This window comes from Singulisphaera sp. GP187, from assembly GCF_900129635.1.
In the GTDB taxonomy this organism is placed as follows: Bacteria; Planctomycetota; Planctomycetia; order Isosphaerales; family Isosphaeraceae; genus Singulisphaera.
In genome coordinates, this window is the sequence record NZ_FSRB01000001.1 from 3,993,086 (window position 1) to 4,010,989 (window position 17,904).

The following is a 17,904-nucleotide window of genomic DNA, read 5'->3' on the forward strand; positions in this document are numbered from 1 at the left end:
GGTCGGGTGGGAAGATATCGGAGGGTGAGAGCGACCAGCCGACTCGGGTGGAGTCTTGAAAGCCGGGAGTGGTCGCATTGCCCCTGATCGTACCAGACCACGCGGACCGGAAGCCAGGGTCTGGCCGCGAACCCCGAGGATAGGGAGGATCAGGTCGCGTGGAAGGATTGAGTGGGCTGAACAGGACAGGACTAACCAAGAGCGAATCCCAATTCCAGGGGGAGTCTCAGTCGCGGTGAAGTTGAGGCCGGCGAAATCCCGATAAAAAAGTGAAGAACCGCGCTCTGGTTGGTGCGTGCCCCCCCTCATGAGCCTTCCATCCGTGGATCCGACAACCTTGGGAGTGACTCGATGGCGGCATGTGTCGCGCTTCTGGCCGCGATCACAACGATTGCGGGGATTGGTGACGGTGACCGCCCCGCCTTTCTCCGCTTTGGGGGGGACCCTTCCCAGGGTGTCCTCGTCAACCTCACCCCGGGCCAGCGCCCGTTCGACCCGCCCGATCCGGGGCGGCCGACCTTGGTCTTCATCCACGGCTGCAACGCCGCTCCCAAGCTGGTTCACTTCGCCATGGGCGAACGGCTCGCCGAAGCGGTCGCCCGCCGGGGCGGGCCCGCGTTCAGCGTGCTCGAATGGAACTGGAACGCGGCGACGATTGTCGGCGTGAAGATGAGCACCAACGACGCGAAAGCCGTGGAACAGGGCCGGTTGCTGGCCGCCACCTTGCTGCAGTCCGGAGCGCCGCTGGCTCGCACCCACCTGATCGGGCACAGCTCGGGGGGCATCGTCGCCGCATCCGCAGCGCGGACCTTGTTGAGTGGCCACGGTCAGCCAGTGGCGCAATTGACACTGCTCGACCCCGCCGTCTCCTACCACGGCCTGATCTACGACGCCTTGGCCGCGGGTTCCTCCGCCCGGTTCGTCGAGAATTACTGGGCACCGGGACCGAGCGGCTACGGCCACAAGGTGCCCCGCGCCGGCGTCTGGAACACGCGAGTGGACGGTCCAACACCTTACTTCGGGGCACTCTCACCGGTTCATTCGAACCACTTTCACGTCGTGGAGTGGTATCTCACCACGGTGGCTAATCCCCGATCTCCCGGCGGATTCAACCGAAGCCTCCTCGTCGCCTCCGGCGGGCGGTAGACGATCGCCTGAATCATTCGCTCGCCCTCAAAGGCGAGCGAATGGAATCGGCTCCCTCGCGAAGCCATCAAGACAGGGAGCTTACACTCCTCGCTCGCCCTTTTACGGGCGAGCGAGGAGACCATAAGCCACTTCCTGCTCAGTGGGCATGTCCCGCTGAGTGATAGAGGTCGCTCTTGGGGTTGGCCCCCGAGGCGATGTAGGCGACGAGGTCGAGGATTTCCTCACGCGTCAACTTGTCGAGTAAACCCTTCGGCATCATCGAAATCGGCGACTTGGCCCGCTCAGCGATCTCCGAAGGCTTGAGCACGACCGGCGCGGTCTTGGCGAGCGGGTTCTCGATCAGCTTCACCTGGTTCGCGGTTTCCTCAAGGATCAGGCCAGTGAGGACCTTGCCCGACTCGGTGGCAAAGGTATAGGCCTGGAACTTTTCATTGATCTTGGCCGATGGCTCGAGGATCTCGCGGAGGATGTCGGCGGCCGTCAGCTTGGGGTCGAGCTTGGTGAGGTCGGGGCCGAACTCCTGGCCGGCTCCGTCCACCTTGTGGCAGGCGATGCAGTTGGCCACCTGGAAGATCTGCTTGCCGTTGGCAAAGGAACGGCCGGGGGCCAACGGTTCCACGACCGACGCCAGGTCGTCGAACTTCCACTCCTTGCGCGGGCGGTTGGACTTGAGCAAGTCGTCCTTGATCGGCAGCGGATTCTTGGCGAGGTACGACTCGGGGTCGGCCAGGTACTCATCCAGGTCGGCGACGACATAGAGCGCACCGTACATCCGCCTCCAGTGCCCCGGATAGGTGCAGACATACGGATAGACCCCCGGCTGACTCGGAGCGGTGAAGTCGAGCGTCTGCGTCTCTCGAGGCTGGAGCAGGCGGCTCGCCAGGATCACTCCCTTTGACGAAGGAACATAGCTCCGCGCGAGTGCTCCGGGGTCGGTCGCCGTCGATTCTCCGAGCAGGCCGACTTCCTCGAGGGTGCCGGGCTGGATCACGACGACGTTGTGCGGCATCATGTCGTTGTTCTCGAAGATAATCTCGACCGGCTTGCCGGCCTTGACGGCGAGGCGTTCCTTGTCGAAGAGCATCTGCTCGGGCAAGGTCCCCAGCCGGATGACGCGTACGCCGAGCTCGCCGAGTTCCTTGCGGATCCGCTTCGCCTGATCCCGAGGAAGTTTCGAGGCCAGGGCGTCGGCCAGTTGGAGGGCGTCGAGCGCCGCCGGAGTGGTCCGGTCGGCGGCCGGGATCGTGCGGACGTGGGCGATGAGCCGGTCGAGCAGAGGCCGAGCTTCCTCCTCGGGCCAGTCGGCGGCCGGGATCCGCTGGAGGGCCTGGATCGCGGCCTGGCGATCGGTCCCTTCACCAACGAATCGGGCCAATGTCTTAAAAGTTTGCACTTCTTGACCGCGAACATAGGTAAGTGCGTTCATCGCCGCTCGGCGGATGATCCCCTCGGGACCTCCCCCGTCCAGGCTGAAGGTCAGCCGCGGGGTCGTGGCCTGCTGCCTCGTTTTCTGGTGGACCACGTTTCCGCGGCCGTCGAGGAGGGTGAGCGTAAAGTTGTTGAGCCGCTTCCCGAGGTCGCCCTCGGTGCGGTTGTAGATCACGATCGCGTCGATCGGTTGCTCGGAGCCGAGGTCGACCTGCCACCACGGGTTCGCCGTGTTCTCCTCCGAATGGGTCTGGCCGTTGGAGCCGTAGGCGCCGACCTTGTTGCCGTCGATGGCGCGTTTCGCCTCGCCGCCGTTGGAGGTGTTCTTCTGCGACGCCTTGCCCGCGAGGGCGATATTGCGGCCGTCGCTCATCACCTCGACCTCGGCCAACGTGAGGGTCCGCTGTCTCCCCGGCAGCTCAATCCGCACATAACGGCCGTAGGTCCCCTTCGCCTGGGATGCCGGCGATGCAAGTGCCTTGGGCAAGCCGTTCAAGAGCGGCTCGACCTTCGGATACAGGCTCGCTCGCGCGCTCGGGTCGCGGATCAAGGGCATCGCCCCCAGCAGGTCCCGGAGCGCGGGGACCGACTTCTCGCCAAGGGCCCAGGCCCTGTCGACGTTTCCATCGGCGGCGATCAGGGCGACGAAACCAAGTTGGCGCGTGACCGGTAAGACCGAACTGGTCGCCATCGTTTCCAGGTCGCCGCGGACGCCGGCCAACTCGGTGGCGGATCGGCTCGTGAGCAATCGGGCGAGATCGAAGACGACGCTCTCCTCCCGGTCCCCCTTCTGGCCGTCCTGGCTCCGGATGGCATCGATCAGAACGCGAAGCTCCGGCTTGTTCTCGCGCTTGGCCAGGTCGACAAGCGCCTCACGACGGACCTCGTCGCGGATCCCGCTCCGAAAGAGCAGTTCGAGATCCACCGCACGGTCCCGCTTCAACTTGAGCAGTTGCTCCGTACCGATGTTCTTGAGTACGAACCGGGCGCCTGCGGCAGTCGTGAAGGCGATCGGCTGCCCCTTGGCGATGGCGTTCCGCCAGTACGGGTCGAGCGCCTTCATCGTCTCGCGGCTCGTATACTCGAGGTACTCGTCGCTCGGATGCTCGGCCGCGATCAGAGGGATCTCAATCGCCTCGGGAACCCGGAAGAAGCTGGCCGCGCGGATCGCTTCGAGTCGGACCCGCGGGTACGAGTCGGCCGCCTGCTTCTTGAGGAGCTCGAGCGCCTCGGGCACGCGGTCACGCCAGTAGCAGAGCACCCGGGTCGCCGCCGCTCGGGCGCGGAAGTCGGGCGAGCTAAGGACGCGTTTGAGAAGGTCGATGTTCACTACGTTATGGTATTGATGAACCCAGAGCGCCTCGAGCACGTGGTGCTCGTAGGCGGGGTCGGTCTTGTCGAGTCCGGCCACCCACTTGCTGATCGGAGCGATCACCTCTTCGGTCGGCCGCGCCCCCAGCTCGGTCTTGACCCGATAGCGGACGCGGTCCTCGGGTTCCTTGAGCAGGTCGAGCAGCTTCTCGACGGGCTCGCCGGCGATCTTGGGCGACTTCAAGAGCGGACGGCCCTCAGCGCTGATCCGATAGACGCGGCCGTGCAGCCGGTCCCGGCTCGGGTCGCGCAAGTTATGCTGCATGTGACCGATGATCGGGTTCTGCCAGTCGAGAAAGTAGATCGCTCCGTCAGGCCCGACCTCGACGTCCGACGGGCGGAAATTCACGTCCGACGACGAGAGGATCGGCTCGAGCTCGGTGCCGGAGAGGCTGGCGTCGTTGTCCTCGATCTTGTACTGGAGGATCCCCTGAAACCCGATGACGTTGGGAACGAGCAGGTTCCCTTGCATCGACTCGGGGAAGTGCCGGCTCGAGAGGGTTTCGAGGCCCGGGCACGGCCGGGTGCGCTGCTTGTAGACGGTGGGGGCGGGACCATGCTTCTCGGGAAAGTCGAGGTGGCCGGAGAAGAGGGTGCCGTGGTACGGCACAGCGCCGGTGCCGTCGGTCACGATGTCTTGACCCCAGTGATCGAAGACGTGACCGTGGGGGTTGGCAAAGGAGTAGCTGACGTAGACGTCGAATTTCTGGGTGCGCGGCTCGTAGCGGAAGACCCCCGCATTGATACAGCGCTCGGAAGGAGCGTAGGGGGTTTCGACCTGGGTATGGTGGAACGTCCCCTCCTGGAAGTAGAGCGCACCGCCTGGGTCGAGCAGGAAGCTGTTGGATGTGTGGTGCGTGTCGGCCGAGTCGAGCCCGCTGAGGACGCGCTGGCGAACATCGGCCTTGTCGTCGCCGTCGGTATCCTTGAGGAAGACGAGATCGGGCGCCTGCGCGACCAGGACACCGCCGTTGGCGAACTCGAATCCGGTCGGGCAGTGCAAGTGATCGGCAAACGTTTTGACGGTATCGGCCTTGCCGTCGCCGTCGGTGTCTTCAAAGATCAAGAGTTTATCATTCATCTCCTCCTTGGGCTTCCAGTGCGGATAGGTCGGCCAGACCGCGACCCAGAGGCGGCCCTTGGGGTCGAACGACATCTGCACCGGCTTGGCCAGCAGGGGGAACTCTTTCTCGGAGGCGAACAGGTTGACCTTCAGCCCCTTGGCGACGGTCATCGTGCGGATCTCTTCCTCGCCATCCAGAAAGATGTGTTCGCCGTTGGGGCCCTTGCCCGGCTTGTTCGTGATCACGGGGACGAACGGAGGCGTGTTGCTATCGTCGACGTTCAGGTCGCCCCCCTTGGCGACCGCCCAGATCCGCTGGTCGCGGTTGGCGGTCATCACGTCGAGGACTTCCATCTCGCGCTGGGCGACCACCCGGTTGGTCTGGCCGTCGGTGAACTTCAAGTCGGCGCGGCCGCCGAAGATCGAGTAGCCATCGACCGTGCGGTAGCGGTTGAACCAAATGAACGCCTTGTCCATGACCGCCTTGCGGAGCCGCTCCAGCTCGGCCGGATCGCGCTTCGGCGCGGAAGCGTCGGCGAAAAGGGCCTCGTCGATCACCCGGGCAAGCTGCCGGTTGCCATGCTCATTGAGGTGGACCCCATTGATCGTCAATGGCTGGGATGCCTTCGCATAAATCTCGCGGGTGGGCGTGAACAGGTCGACGAACATCACGCCATTGGCCTTGGCGACCTCGCGCATCGCGGCGGTGTACAGTTCCAGTCGCGCATTATTCTCAGCGCCGTCGGGAAGGTTCGCCTGGTGCAAGTTCTCATGGGCAATGGGCGAGAAGAGGACGAGCCGAGGCGCCGCTTTGCCGTTGTATTTTTGATCAAGCGAGTGCTTGATGAATTGAGTTAGCTCTTCCTTATACTTGTCGAGCCCCTCCCGCCCGGCGAACGACTCGTTGTAGCCGAAGAAGGCGAAGAGGACGTCGGTCTTGGTGAAGCTCAGCCAGTGGTCGGGCGTGCCGAAATCCTTCGAGCGAATCCGCCGGGCGAGGTCGACCTCGTCACCCGAGAAGCCGAGGTTGCGGACGACCAGGTCACGGTCCGGGAACCGGCTGTAGAGAGAGGTCTCGAGCCAGCCGTCGTGCTGCATCCGGTCCGCGAGCGTATTGCCGATCAGGCTGACATGATCCCCGGGCCGGATCTCGAGCGGCCCGGCCGCCTGCACGGACGCACCCTGAAGCAGAGTGATCCCGGAGAGGATCACCGCGAGCCACGGGAACGGAAGTCGGGGGCGTGGTGGTGGAATCTCGAGGAATCGGGCCATGGTGATCGGTCTCGGGGTTCGTTATCGGTCGATCGGTACCAAATGTGGATCGGTTGACAAGTCAGGCAGGTCGGGAGTGGAACGCGCACGAGTTCCACGGCCCTCCGTTGGATTACACTCGACGACGCCCAGGTCGGCAAGAACCTTGCCAGTTGAAGCGTCGGGCAAGGACAAATCGGAATGCCTCGGCGCGTGGGGAAACGCCCCCCTCATCGCGGGCGCAACCGTTCGCTATAATGGCGGCCGTCCCCCCTTGACGAAGACCGACTCTGGAGATTCGCGACGTGCCCGCGATTCTCTTTTGCCGACGCTCCCCCATCCGGACGAGCCGACGCCACGGCTCGCCCCATCACCTGGAGGTTTGGTCGATGAGCCGACAGACGAGACGCGACTTTTTACGAGCCTCAGCCGCCGCGAGCACCGGTGGGATCCTCCTGCCGTTCGCGGATTCCAGGGGGCGCACCATGGCCGACGAAACCAAGGCGCCGAATGAGCGGCCCCGAGTCGGCTGCATCGGGCTCGGCGGGATGGGGCGAGGTGACGCCAAGGCGGTGAAGCGCTACGGCGATATCCTGGCGGTCTGCGACGTCGACCGCGATCATGCCGAGTCCGCGAAGAATGACAAGAACATCGGCAACGGCAAGGCCGACACCTATGAGGACTACCGCAAGCTGCTCGACCGCAACGATATCGACGTCGTCACCATCAGCACGCCCGACCACTGGCACACGCGAATCGCCATCGCCGCCCTCCGCGCGGGCAAGGATGTTTACTGCCAGAAGCCACTCACTTTGACCATCGACGAAGGCAAACAACTCCGCAAGGTGGTCGAGGAGACGAAGCGAATCCTCCAGGTCGGCACCCAGCAGCGGAGCGAAGATAAGAACATGTTCTTGACCGCCGTCGCCATGGTCCGCGACGGCCGGATCGGCAAGGTCAAGCGCGTGACCTGCGCCATCGGCGCCACGCCCGACGAAGGCAAGACGTTCCGCAAGACCGAACCGCCCGCGGCGCTCAACTGGGAGATGTGGCTCGGCCAAGCGCCCAAGGTCGACTATATCGCCGAGCGTTGCCACAACAATTTCCGCTGGTGGTACGAGTATTCCGGAGGCAAGATGACCGACTGGGGCGCCCACCACGTCGACATTGCCCAATGGGCGATCGGCATGGATCAATCCGGCCCCAAGACGGTCGAAGTGCTCTCGGTCGAGCACCCGGTCCCCTTCAAAAACGGGATGCCGACCGTGGACGACCGATATAACACGGCCACCGCCTTCCTCGTCCGCTGCCTCTTCCCCAACGATGTTGAGCTCCTGATCCGTCACGACACGGAGAACGGCGTCACGTTCGAGGGGGAAAAAGGAACCTTCTTCGTCAGTCGGAGCAAGCTGGAGGGAGAGCCCGTCGACGAACTGGCCAAGAACCCGATCCCCGAGTCGGCCTTGATCGCGCTTCGCAAGGGCAAGCGACTCGACAGCCACATGGGCAACTTCATCGAGTGCGTCCGCGACCGAGCCACGCCGGTCTCCGACGTCGCTTCCCATCACCGGATGCTCACCACTTGCCACCTCGCCAACATCGCGCTCCGGCTCGGGCGAACGCTCACCTGGGACCCGGTCAGCGAACAAATCGTCGGCGACCCCGAAGCCAACAAGTGGCAGAGTCGCGAACAGCGTAAAGGGTACGAGATCAACGCCTGAGCGTGCGACTCAAGATTGCATTCCTTAAAAACAACGACCCGATCCAGGGTTAGGAAGCCTCTCGCTCCTCGTTCCCACGGGGGACCGTGGGAACGAGTAGGATTCCTCGCTCTCTGGCGGGCCGGTGCTTAAAAAGGGACCGCGTGCCCGCGCGATTGTCTTGTCCCTCCCCCCCCTGGGACCGCCACGGCAACCGGGTTCGGGGCAAAAACACCGGCAATCTCAAACTTCCTGACCTCGCTACCTTCGCGAGATTCCCTTTCGCGAACCGCTACGCTATGATCCGTTGCTTCGTGGGTCCCGCGCTCCGAAGGACAAAATCAGGAGCGCGTGACTCCGACGCTCTCCTCGTCTCGATCCGAGCATACCTTCACAGCAACGAAGCATGCCTGGAGCCCCCCGCGAAGTCGAAGAGGGATTGGGGCGTCTGATCCGTCTGATAGAGGGGTTGGAATCCGGCCGAACGGGAGATCGAGACCATGTTCCGCGTTCGTTGGGTCGTGACGGCGTCGTTGCTCGTCTTACTCGGGGCCCCGGCGGCCTTATTGGCCGAGGAGTTCCAGGATCTGTTCAACGGCAAGAATCTGGATGGGTGGGTGGCCGAGGGAGTCAAGGACTTCGACAAGGACGGCGAAAGCCGGCCGGTCTGGAGTGTCCAAAATGGGGAGATCGTTTGCACCGGGAAGGGATTCGGCTTCCTGCGGTACGACCGCGAGGAGTTTGCGGATTTCGTCCTCCAGGTCGAGTTCCGGATGGCCCCCAAGTGCAACAGTGGTCTGGGAATCCGCACGCGGGTCTTCGATCCCAAGAGCTCGAAGGCCACTCGGCCGTCGATCTATAGCTATGAGATCCAGTTGACCGACGACGCGGGCCTGCCGGCGTCGAAGCATAGCAGTGGATCGCTCTATCGCTATGTCGCTCCCAAGGTCAGCGCCATGAAGCCGGCCTCGGAGTGGAATCGGATCGTCGTGGAATGCGTCGGCTCCCAGATCAAGGCCACACTCAACGGCCAGGAGATCATCGACGTCGATCAAAGCACCCTCGAAGCGCTCAAGCAGAAGCCGCTCAAGGGGTACGTCTGCCTCCAGAACCACGGCGGAACGATCGAGTTCCGCAACGTTCGGATCCGCGCGATCAAGGGGTCGGACGACCACCAACAAGGCAAGCTCTCGACCCTTCGTTGACCCCATGTACAGGTGTTTGATGTCGCTGGCTTGCTCGCCCGATCACGACGCTTCCGCTCGAAACTTCTCCATGAATACGGACCGAATCCACACCCAGCGCATTCAGACCCTTTCCTACTGGACGCGGCCGGTCACGATCGAGCCGCTGCCGGGGGGCATCACCAACCACAACTACCTGGTCAGCGACGCCGGGCAGTTGTACGTGGCGCGACTCTGCGTGGACAAGACGTTGCTCGGAATCGACCGCCGCAACGAGGTGGTCTGCCACAAGGCGGCGCACGCCTGCGGGATCGCCCCCGAACTCGTCCACCAGGAAGACGGTGTGCTCGTCACCCAGCATGTCGCGGGCCGGACCCTCGCGCCCGAGGATGTGCGCGACCTCGCGTTCATCCCCCGGCTGGTCGCCGCCTTGCAGACGCTGCACGAATCCTGGGATGAGCTCACCGGGGAGATTCTCTACTTCTCCCCGTTCCAGACGGCTCGGACCTACGCGAAGACGGCTGGTTCGCTGAACGCGCGGTTGCCGAGCGATATCGACCACTTGCTCGAAGACGCGGGCCACCTTTCCCGGCAACTCGGCCTGTTCGTACCGGTGCTCTGCCATAACGACCTGCTGGCCGGCAATCTCATCGACGACGACGAGCGGATCTGGCTGGTCGACTGGGAATACGCCGGGATCGGCCATCCCTTGTTCGACCTGGCGGGCGTCTGCGCCAACAACGCCTTCTCCGAATCCCAGGAACTCGCGTTGCTCGAGGCGTACCGCGGCTCGATCCACGCGTCGGACCTGCGCGACCTCCGGATCCTCAAAACCATGTCGTCCCTGCGCGAGGCGCTCTGGGCCGTGATCCAGACGGTGGCGTCCGACATTGATTTCGACTATGTGCGCTACGCCAACGAGAATTTCGAGGCGTACCGCGAAGCCAGGAGACAGCTCAAGAGCCCCGCGATCGCCCCTTGAGAATCGAGGGGAGGCGGTTCATCCCAGGAACAAGGGCTTGGAGAAACCGCCATCTCCTAACTACAATCTTTCTTTCGCGCCCCCGGACGGGGGCCTCCTCGTTCTTAAAGAGGATTGGCCGGCAGGGGTCGGCAACAGGACGATCCCGTCCCTGCCAGAACGGTCATCCTCGAATCGAAGGCACGCCATGACGCCCGAGCAGACCACGGATTCCTCGTCCCAGATCTACGACAACAACGGTCAATACACCCGTAAAGGGATCTTGCGATACGAAAGGATCTTCGGCGAAGGCTACATCAGCACCGGAGGTCACGAGACCACCCTCTACCTGTGCTCCAAGCTCGAAGGCCGGCTGCTCCCCGGAGCGCGGGTGCTCGACGTCGGTTGCGGCATCGGTGGCGCGATGTTCTACCTGGCCAAGGATCACGGCTCGAAGGTCACGGGCATTGACCTCGCGCCCATGATGATCACGATCGCCCAGGAACGGGCCGCCGAACTCAAAGACGGCACCAACGCCACGTTCCTCCTCGGCGACATCATGGAGATCCCGGCCAACGAGACGTTCGACATCGTCTGGAGCCGCGACGCCCTGATGCACGTCGCCGACAAGACCGGCCTCTTCTCCCGGCTGTACGACCTGCTCGCGCCGGGCGGCAAGCTCGTGATCACCGACTACGCCAAGGGAATCGGGGCGGGCTCGCCCGAATTCCAGGCCTATGTCGCCTCGACCGGCTACAACCTGCTCGACCCGGCAAGCTACGGCAAGCTCCTCGAAGCGGCCGGGTTCGTCGACGTGGTCGTCGAAGACGCGACCGACAAGTTCCTCGACATCATGAAGCGCGAGTCCGACCGGCTCGCCGCCAACCCCGAGGCGTTCGTCAAGGAGTTCAGCGAACAAGACCTGAACTACCTGCGTGATCGCTGGGCCATGAAGGACGGCTTCTGCAAAGCGGGCGACATGAAGTGGGGCATCTTCCAGGCCACCAAGAGCCGCTAAGCCGCCGCGAATCGCAGCCTGAGAATCCGCCCGGTCAGGTCAGGTCCGAATCGTCGCAACTTCCGATCGGCGGGTTGGCCCGGGGTCTCCCGATTGACTCCGGCCAACCCGCTTCGCTCCCCGTCTCACCACATCTTGACAGAAGTACATCAGCCCGATAGGTTGTGACCCGGCGGCGGCGCCCCAAGCGGGTGAACCAACGGTCATCGAATCGTTGATCTCACCTCTCCGGGGTTACCCCGGGGGAGCAGATTCCAAGGAGATCGCAGCGCGTGACGGACGTTACGCTCCGCGTAATAAACGTCACGCCCGACGAGACTGGTTGGGGCGACCACCGCTGTTATCATAAGGCGTGAACACGATTGACTCCTGAACACAGCACACATACAATAAAATCATGTCCAAGTTTCGCAAAGTCTACCGCTTCCGGATGAAGCCGACCAAGGCGCAAGCTCATGCGTTGAACCGCATGGCCGGTGCCCGACGCTGGGTCTGGAACTGGGGGCTGGCGAGGAAACGGGAACACTACAAAGAGTTTGGCAAGACACTCGCCTATCACGCCTTGGCTGCCGAATTGACTGTCCTTAAGACCAAACCGGAAACGGCATGGCTCAAGGAAGCAGATTCGCAAGCCATGCAACAGACCCTTAAGGACCTCGATCGGTCTTTCGTCAACTTCTTCGACAGGCGGTCCCGTTTCCCCACGTTCAAGAACCGGAAGCGGGACCGGGCGCGATTCCGGATCCCCCAGCGGGTCAAGGTTGTCGACGGCAAGGTCGTCATCCCCAAGATCGGCCCCGTCCGCATCTATCAGAGCCAGCCCGTCGATGAGCCGACCAAGAGCGCCACGTTCCGCCGTTCCGCCGATGGCAAGTGGTACGTCAGCCTCACGGCCGAATTCGAGATGCCGGACCTACCTCTGGTGCCGCCTTGTCCGGAACGGACGGTCGGCATCGATCTGGGTTTGATCGATTTCGCCACGCTCTCCGATGGATCGGAGCCGATCCCGGCCCCGAAGTTCTTCCGCAAGGCTCAGAAGAAACTTCGCAAGGCGCAACGAACCGTTTCCCGCCGCAAGCCGGGGAGCAAGCGGAAGACCAAGGCCCGAATCCAGGTGGCTCGCATCCACCGGAAGACCGCCAACCAAAGGAACGACTTCCTGCATAAGTTGTCCACGGAACTCATCGGCAAGCATGACGGTCTCTGCATCGAGGATCTGAGCGTGAAGGGCCTTGCGAAAACCAAGCTGGCCAAGAGCGTGAACGATGCCGCGTGGGGGGAATTCCGCCGTCAGCTCGAATACAAGTGCCTGTGGAACCGCAAACATCTGGTGGTCATCGACCGCTGGTTCCCTTCGTCCAAAATGTGCAACGCATGCAGTGCCCTTAACGTTCGGCTCACACTCTCGGATCGGGAGTGGGACTGCGACTGCGGGGCCCATCACAAGCGAGACCTCCTTGCCGCTTGTAACATCAGGGACGAAGGGTTGAGGATGCTCGCCGCCGGGCAGGCGGAGAGTCAAAACGCTCGGAGAACCAGTGTAAGACCTCATTTCGAGGCTGTTGGTGTCGAACCGAGAATCCCCCGCCTTTAGGAATGGGGAGTGTCAACCACCCAGAATACCGACATCATCGTCCGGGAACTCGCCGAGTCGTTCGTCGAAGGCGTCTGGGACCTCGATGGCCTCGTCGCCCGAGGTGAACAGACGCTCGGACGAAGGCCGCGTTGGCTCCGCCACCTGGCGCGGCGGCTGCTGGCCGCCTTCAACGCGGGACCGCGCCCACGGGCCGGACAAATCACCCGGTTTATCCACCGCGATCGCGGCTTCAGCCGCGTCCGCGAACGGTATGAGTTCACGATGGAGTGGAGCCGCCGGCCCCCTCCCGTGATGAGCCCCGGACCGGGAGCGCCGGGGTCCTGGCCGGTCCCGGCCATCGTAACCCCGGAAGACCTTGCCGCACGACTTGGCTTGACGCGTTCCGAACTCGACTGGTTCGCCGATCCTCAGGCCCGCGAAGGTCGAAATACCGCGGAAAAACTCCGGCATTACCACTATCGCTGGCAGGCGAAGCGCTCCGGTTCGGCCCGCTTGATCGAGGCGCCGAAACCACGCCTGAAGGCCATTCAGCGGCGGTTGCTCGACGAAATCATCGCGAAGGTCCCCGCGCACGACGCCGCCCACGGCTTCCGGGTCGGCCGATCGGTACGGACCTATATCGAGCCCCACATCGGCCGGCCCCTCGTCCTCAAAATGGACCTCCGCGACTTCTTTCCTTCGATCTCATCCGCCTGGATCACCGCCCTTTTCTTGACGGCCGGGTATCCTGAGCCAGTGGCCCGACGGCTCTCGGGCCTCTGCACCAACAGCGTCCCCCCCGAGGTCTGGGCCGATCCCAGGTGTCCGATCCAGGGCCCCGAGCATTGGAGATTGAGGCGGCTCCACCGCCAAGCCCACCTGCCCCAAGGCGCTCCAACCTCCCCCGCGCTGGCCAATCTCTGCGCCTACCGGTTCGACTGCAGGTTGCAGGCCCTCGCCGCCGCGACCGAGGCCCGGTACACTCGATATGCCGACGACCTGGCCTTCTCGGGAGACCACCGCTTCGCGCGCGCGGTCGAACGGTTCCAGATTCAGGTCGGCGCGATCGCGCTGGAAGAAGGATTCGCGGTTCAGCCCCGGAAAACGCGAGCGATGCGTCAAGCGGTTCGCCAGCGCGTGGCCGGCGTCGTCCTGAACGTGCGGCCGAACCTCCCCAGGCCGGAGTTTGACCGGTTGAAGGCCACACTGAACAACTGCATCAAGTTCGGTCCGCACTCCCAGAACCGGGATCAGCACGCCGACTTCCCAGCGCACCTGCGCGGGCGAATCGCCTACGTGGCGGCGCTCAACCCCGAACGCGGTCAGCGGCTCCGCGGAATGTTCGATCGCATTGCGTGGTAAACGGCCCCACGGTTATTCTTCAGAACCGAGCCGAGTCGCGTCGAATCGGTGAAACCGGCGATTGCCGTTCTCATTGATCGGCTTCCCGGGTCGCGCCGTCCCCAAGCGATCGATCCGGTCGTTGTGACGCGTCCCGCAGGGGATCGCCAACGGTTGGAGTCCCCATTCCCCCCTTCCCTCGAGAGACCGCCATCATGCGCCTCGCCCTCGCCCTCTCGTTCATTTTGGTCTCCACGCTCACCGTGGCTCGAACCAACGCCGTCGAGGAACGCCCCGTCGCCGAGAGGTACTTGATCTCGGGCGACCTCGCGGGGGGCCAGAAAGCGCTCGACGCGATCCTCGAGGCCCAGCCGGGGAACGCCCAGGCCCGGTTCGGACTCGGCACGATCCAGTTTGTCCGCGCGGTCGAGCACCTGGTCCAGGGGTTTTATCAGCATGGGCTGCAACCCGATCTCTCCGGCGGCCTGATCCCATTCGCACGGTTACCGGTACCGGCGAACCCAAACCCCGCGCCGATCGCCTACGAAGACCTTCGCAAGCTCCTTGAGGAATTCATCGGCGACCTCGCCAAGGCAGAAAAAACACTCGGACGGGTCCAGGACGACGCGGTGAAGCTCCCCATCCGCTTCGGCCTGATCCGGCTCGATTTCGACGGCGACGGCAAGGCAACCGAGGACGAGACGCTCTGGAAGATCTACGCCCGGCTCAACGGTCAAGACAGACAGGCTCAGCCCAATGACGCAGGGGCCGAGGCATTCCCGATCAGCTTCGACCGTGGCGACGTCGCCTGGTTGCGCGGTTATTGCCACCTCTTGATGAGCCTCTCCGACGTCTACCTGGCGCATGACGCCAAGCAGCTCTTCGACCACACGGCCCACCTGTTCTTCGCCAAACCGAAAACGCCGTTCCCGTTCCTGAAAAACGATCCCCAAGGGCTCAACCCGATGGGAGCGAACGGCCCCAAAGTCGGCCTGATCGGTGACCTCCTGGCATTCGTCCACCTGATCCACTTCCCGGTGAAGGAGCCCGCAAGAATGGAGTCGGCGCTCAAGCACCTGGAGACGATGATCACCCTCAGCCGAGAGTCGTGGCGGGCTTACCTCGCGGAGACCGATGACGACCATGAATGGATCCCGAACCCGAAGCAGAACAGCGTTTTGCCCAACGGTAAGGTGACCGGCGAGATGCTCAAGGGCTGGCTCGGCTTCCTCGACGAGGCCGAGGCGATCTTCGCCGGTAAGAAGCTCGTCCCCTTCTGGCGCGACGCCGACAACCAAGCGGTGAACCTGCGTAAAGTCTTCACCGACCCGCGTGAGCTGGACCTGATCTTCTGGATCCAGGGAACGGCCGCCGCCCCTTATCTCGAGGTGGGACCCGTCACCCAGCCCGAGTTTTGGAGTCGGCTCCTCCGCGTCTTCCGAGGCGAATTCTTCGGGTTCGCGCTCTGGTTCAACTAAGCCACTACTCTCGGTTCTTTCATAATTTCTGAGGGACGACCGGATGGGTGGAATGGCCGCTGAGTGCCTCCGGCGCGTTCGTTGACATCGCTGCGAAGCAGATGGACATGGTCTTCCTTAATATTGAATGATGTGCAAGCCCTGGGTGCCACGGGTTGTACTCAACCCGTGAGCCAAAAACCTGGGCAATCGCTCACGGGTTGAGTACAACCCGAGGCACCCAGTGGGCTATGCATCCCCGCAATCACCCATCAGAAAATCAAAGTAAACCGAGACCAACGGCTTAGAGCCGAGCCCCAACCAGGACCGGCCGTGCTCCGGGTGGAGGCGAGGTCAAGAACGACGACCGGCCACTTCAGAACTCTCAGAGTGAGGTCCAAGTGCGCTTATTCATGATCATTGCCTGCCCCGTCTTGATTGCGTTGACCGCGGCGGTTGGCTTGAGCCAATCCGTGCCCGATTCGATCATCGCCGAAGGCGTGCCCGAGATACCCCAGACGCTTATCGAATCGTTGTCGCGTTATCAGAACCAGCGCGTGGCGAACTTCCAGGGCTGGTTCGCCGATCGCCGCGCGGTCCTGATCACAACCCGGTTCGCCGACACCAACCAGGTCCACCTCGTCACCTCCCCGGGCGGAGCGCGGACTCAGCAGACCTTCCTCGCCGACCGCGTCCTCGGCGCGAGCTCACGTCCAGGGCACGAGCAGTTCCTCGTCGAAGCCGACCAAGGCGGGGCGGAGAACTATCAACTCTTTCTCAACGACCCCAAGGCAGGCTCGCTCAAGCGGCTCACCGACGGCCACTCGCGGCACGTCGCGGCGCGGTGGTCGAACTCCGGGAACCAGCTTGCCTGGAGCAGCAATGCGCGCAATGGCAAAGACATGGATCTCTTCATCGTCGACCCCGCTAGCCCACAGTCCGCCCGCGGACTCAAGGAGGTCAACGGCGACTGGATGATCGCCGACTGGGCCCCCGACGATCAGCGCGTCGCGGCGGTCGAATATCGTTCAATCAACGAGAGCTATGTCCACTTAATCGACGTCAAGACTGGGCAAACCGAGGCGATCACCCCGAAGGCTTCGGCCGAAGCGCCGGCGGTCTCGTATGCGGAAGTGCGCTGGTCGAAGGACGGGCGGGCAATCTACTGGACTTCGGATTGGGATTCCGAATTCCGCCGATTGACGCGGTACGACCTGGCCACCCGGACGGCGACCGCTTTGACGGCTGGGATTCCCTGGAATGTAGACGGTTTCGACCTTTCGGATGACGGCACGACGATCGTGCTGACCGCGAACGAGAACGGGATCTCGCGGATCCACATCCTCGACGTCGCGAGCGGCGGAGAGCGGCCAGGGCCGGCGCTCCCCGCCGGCCAGGTCGGGGGCATCCAGTTTCGTCGGCACTCACGCGAGTTCGCGTTCAGCCTGACCTCAGCGCGGGCAACGACCGACGTCTATTCGTATGACCTGGACGACGGAATCCTGTCGCGCTGGACGAGCAGCGAGACGGGGGGCCTCAACCCCGCCACGTTCGCCGAGCCCGAGCTGATTCATTACCCCAGTTTTGACGGCCTGTCGATCCCTGCGTTTGTCTACCGCCCGGACTCGACCCGGTTCCCCGGCCCGCGTCCGGTCCTGATCGACATCCACGGCGGTCCCGAGGGGCAATATCGTCCCGGGTTCCTCGGCCGCGCCAACTACCTGATCGAGGAGTTGGGAATCACGCTCGTCTTCCCCAACGTGCGCGGATCGGCCGGGTACGGCAAGTCGTACCTGAAGCTCGACAACGGTCCGAAGCGTGAGGATGCCGTCAAGGACATCGGCGCCTTGCTCGACTGGATCGCCAACCAGCCCGGGCTGGACGGATCGCGAGTGGGGGTGATCGGGGTCTCGTACGGCGGCTACATGGCGTTGGCGACGTTGACCCACTACAGCGACCGTCTCAAGGGAGGCATCGACATCGTTGGAATCTCAAACTTCATCTCGTTCCTGAAGAACACGCAAGGGTATCGCCGCGACCTCCGCCGGGCGGAGTATGGCGACGAGCGCGACCCGGCGATGAAGGCGATCTTCGAGACGATCTCACCGCTGATGAACGCAGACAAGATCAAGGTTCCCCTGCTGGTGGCGCAAGGGAAGAACGACCCGCGGGTGCCGGCGTCGGAATCGGCGCAGATCGTGGCGAAGGTGCGTCGCGCGGGCCAGCCCGTGTGGTCGATCGTCGCGAACGACGAGGGGCACGGCTTCGCCAAAAAGAAGAATCAGGACTATCTCCAGGAGGTCGAAGTCCTCTTCCTGAAGACCCACCTCCTGGGAGATCGTCCGTAGTACGGAAAATCCGCGATCGCCACGAAACGAAGGGCACGGTCAGGCGTTCAGGACCGG

General features: G+C 63.4%; 10 protein-coding genes. 9 read left to right on the forward strand and 1 reads right to left on the reverse strand.

Annotation, left to right across the window (positions count from 1 at the left end):
• Nucleotides 1-351: 351 nt before the first annotated feature.
• On the forward strand, nucleotides 352-1,146 hold the full coding sequence (locus BUS42_RS15540; RefSeq protein WP_074307719.1) for a lipase family protein: 795 nt from the start codon (nucleotides 352-354) through the stop codon (nucleotides 1,144-1,146).
• A gap of 139 nt (nucleotides 1,147-1,285) precedes the next feature.
• Here BUS42_RS15540 and BUS42_RS15545 read toward each other — a convergent pair whose 3' ends face one another.
• Nucleotides 1,286-6,283 carry a PVC-type heme-binding CxxCH protein gene (locus tag BUS42_RS15545; RefSeq protein WP_074307721.1) on the reverse strand — a complete coding sequence of 1,666 codons (4,998 nt, stop codon included), beginning with the start codon at nucleotides 6,281-6,283 and terminating at the stop codon, nucleotides 1,286-1,288.
• A gap of 368 nt (nucleotides 6,284-6,651) precedes the next feature.
• Between BUS42_RS15545 and BUS42_RS15550 the strand changes: the two genes are divergently transcribed.
• The 8 genes from BUS42_RS15550 to BUS42_RS15585 all read left to right on the forward strand — a co-directional run bounded on the left by BUS42_RS15550 (nucleotide 6,652) and on the right by BUS42_RS15585 (nucleotide 17,847).
• Nucleotides 6,652-7,983, forward strand: coding sequence for a Gfo/Idh/MocA family protein (locus tag BUS42_RS15550; protein ID WP_074311098.1), 1,332 nt, complete (start codon nucleotides 6,652-6,654; stop codon nucleotides 7,981-7,983).
• Nucleotides 7,984-8,462: 479 nt separating this feature from the next.
• On the forward strand, nucleotides 8,463-9,167 hold the full coding sequence (locus BUS42_RS15555) for a 3-keto-disaccharide hydrolase (RefSeq protein ID WP_074307723.1): 705 nt from the start codon (nucleotides 8,463-8,465) through the stop codon (nucleotides 9,165-9,167).
• Nucleotides 9,168-9,237: 70 nt separating this feature from the next.
• Entirely contained in the window at nucleotides 9,238-10,128 is an 891-nt protein-coding gene (locus BUS42_RS15560; RefSeq protein WP_074307726.1) for a phosphotransferase, read from the forward strand.
• 187 nt (nucleotides 10,129-10,315) lie between these two features.
• Nucleotides 10,316-11,125: a methyltransferase domain-containing protein gene (locus BUS42_RS15565; protein WP_074307728.1), complete on the forward strand. Its 810-nt coding sequence runs from the start codon at nucleotides 10,316-10,318 to the stop codon at nucleotides 11,123-11,125.
• 397 nt (nucleotides 11,126-11,522) lie between these two features.
• The gene (locus BUS42_RS15570; protein ID WP_074307731.1) at nucleotides 11,523-12,719 is read left to right on the forward strand and encodes an RNA-guided endonuclease InsQ/TnpB family protein; all 1,197 of its coding nucleotides are present in this window, start codon (nucleotides 11,523-11,525) and stop codon (nucleotides 12,717-12,719) included.
• Nucleotides 12,720-12,728: 9 nt separating this feature from the next.
• The gene (locus BUS42_RS15575) at nucleotides 12,729-14,063 is read left to right on the forward strand and encodes a reverse transcriptase family protein (RefSeq protein ID WP_074307732.1); all 1,335 of its coding nucleotides are present in this window, start codon (nucleotides 12,729-12,731) and stop codon (nucleotides 14,061-14,063) included.
• A 194-nt stretch (nucleotides 14,064-14,257) separates the two neighbouring features.
• A complete protein-coding gene (locus BUS42_RS15580) occupies nucleotides 14,258-15,520 on the forward strand; it encodes a hypothetical protein (protein ID WP_074307734.1) in 1,263 nt (420 codons plus the stop codon).
• 380 nt (nucleotides 15,521-15,900) lie between these two features.
• Nucleotides 15,901-17,847, forward strand: coding sequence for a S9 family peptidase (locus tag BUS42_RS15585; RefSeq protein WP_254053539.1), 1,947 nt, complete (start codon nucleotides 15,901-15,903; stop codon nucleotides 17,845-17,847).
• Nucleotides 17,848-17,904 lie beyond the last annotated feature (57 nt).

What these genes read in the sequence shown, in the direction of transcription:
- BUS42_RS15540 (WP_074307719.1), top strand. Translation starts at nt 352, where the DNA reads ATGGCGGCATGTGTCGCGCTTCTGGCCGCGATCACAACGATTGCGGGG.
- BUS42_RS15545 (WP_074307721.1), bottom strand. Translation starts at nt 6,283, where the DNA reads ATGGCCCGATTCCTCGAGATTCCACCACCACGCCCCCGACTTCCGTTC.
- BUS42_RS15550 (WP_074311098.1), top strand. Translation starts at nt 6,652, where the DNA reads ATGAGCCGACAGACGAGACGCGACTTTTTACGAGCCTCAGCCGCCGCG.
- BUS42_RS15555 (WP_074307723.1), top strand. Translation starts at nt 8,463, where the DNA reads ATGTTCCGCGTTCGTTGGGTCGTGACGGCGTCGTTGCTCGTCTTACTC.
- BUS42_RS15560 (WP_074307726.1), top strand. Translation starts at nt 9,238, where the DNA reads ATGAATACGGACCGAATCCACACCCAGCGCATTCAGACCCTTTCCTAC.
- BUS42_RS15565 (WP_074307728.1), top strand. Translation starts at nt 10,316, where the DNA reads ATGACGCCCGAGCAGACCACGGATTCCTCGTCCCAGATCTACGACAAC.
- BUS42_RS15570 (WP_074307731.1), top strand. Translation starts at nt 11,523, where the DNA reads ATGTCCAAGTTTCGCAAAGTCTACCGCTTCCGGATGAAGCCGACCAAG.
- BUS42_RS15580 (WP_074307734.1), top strand. Translation starts at nt 14,258, where the DNA reads ATGCGCCTCGCCCTCGCCCTCTCGTTCATTTTGGTCTCCACGCTCACC.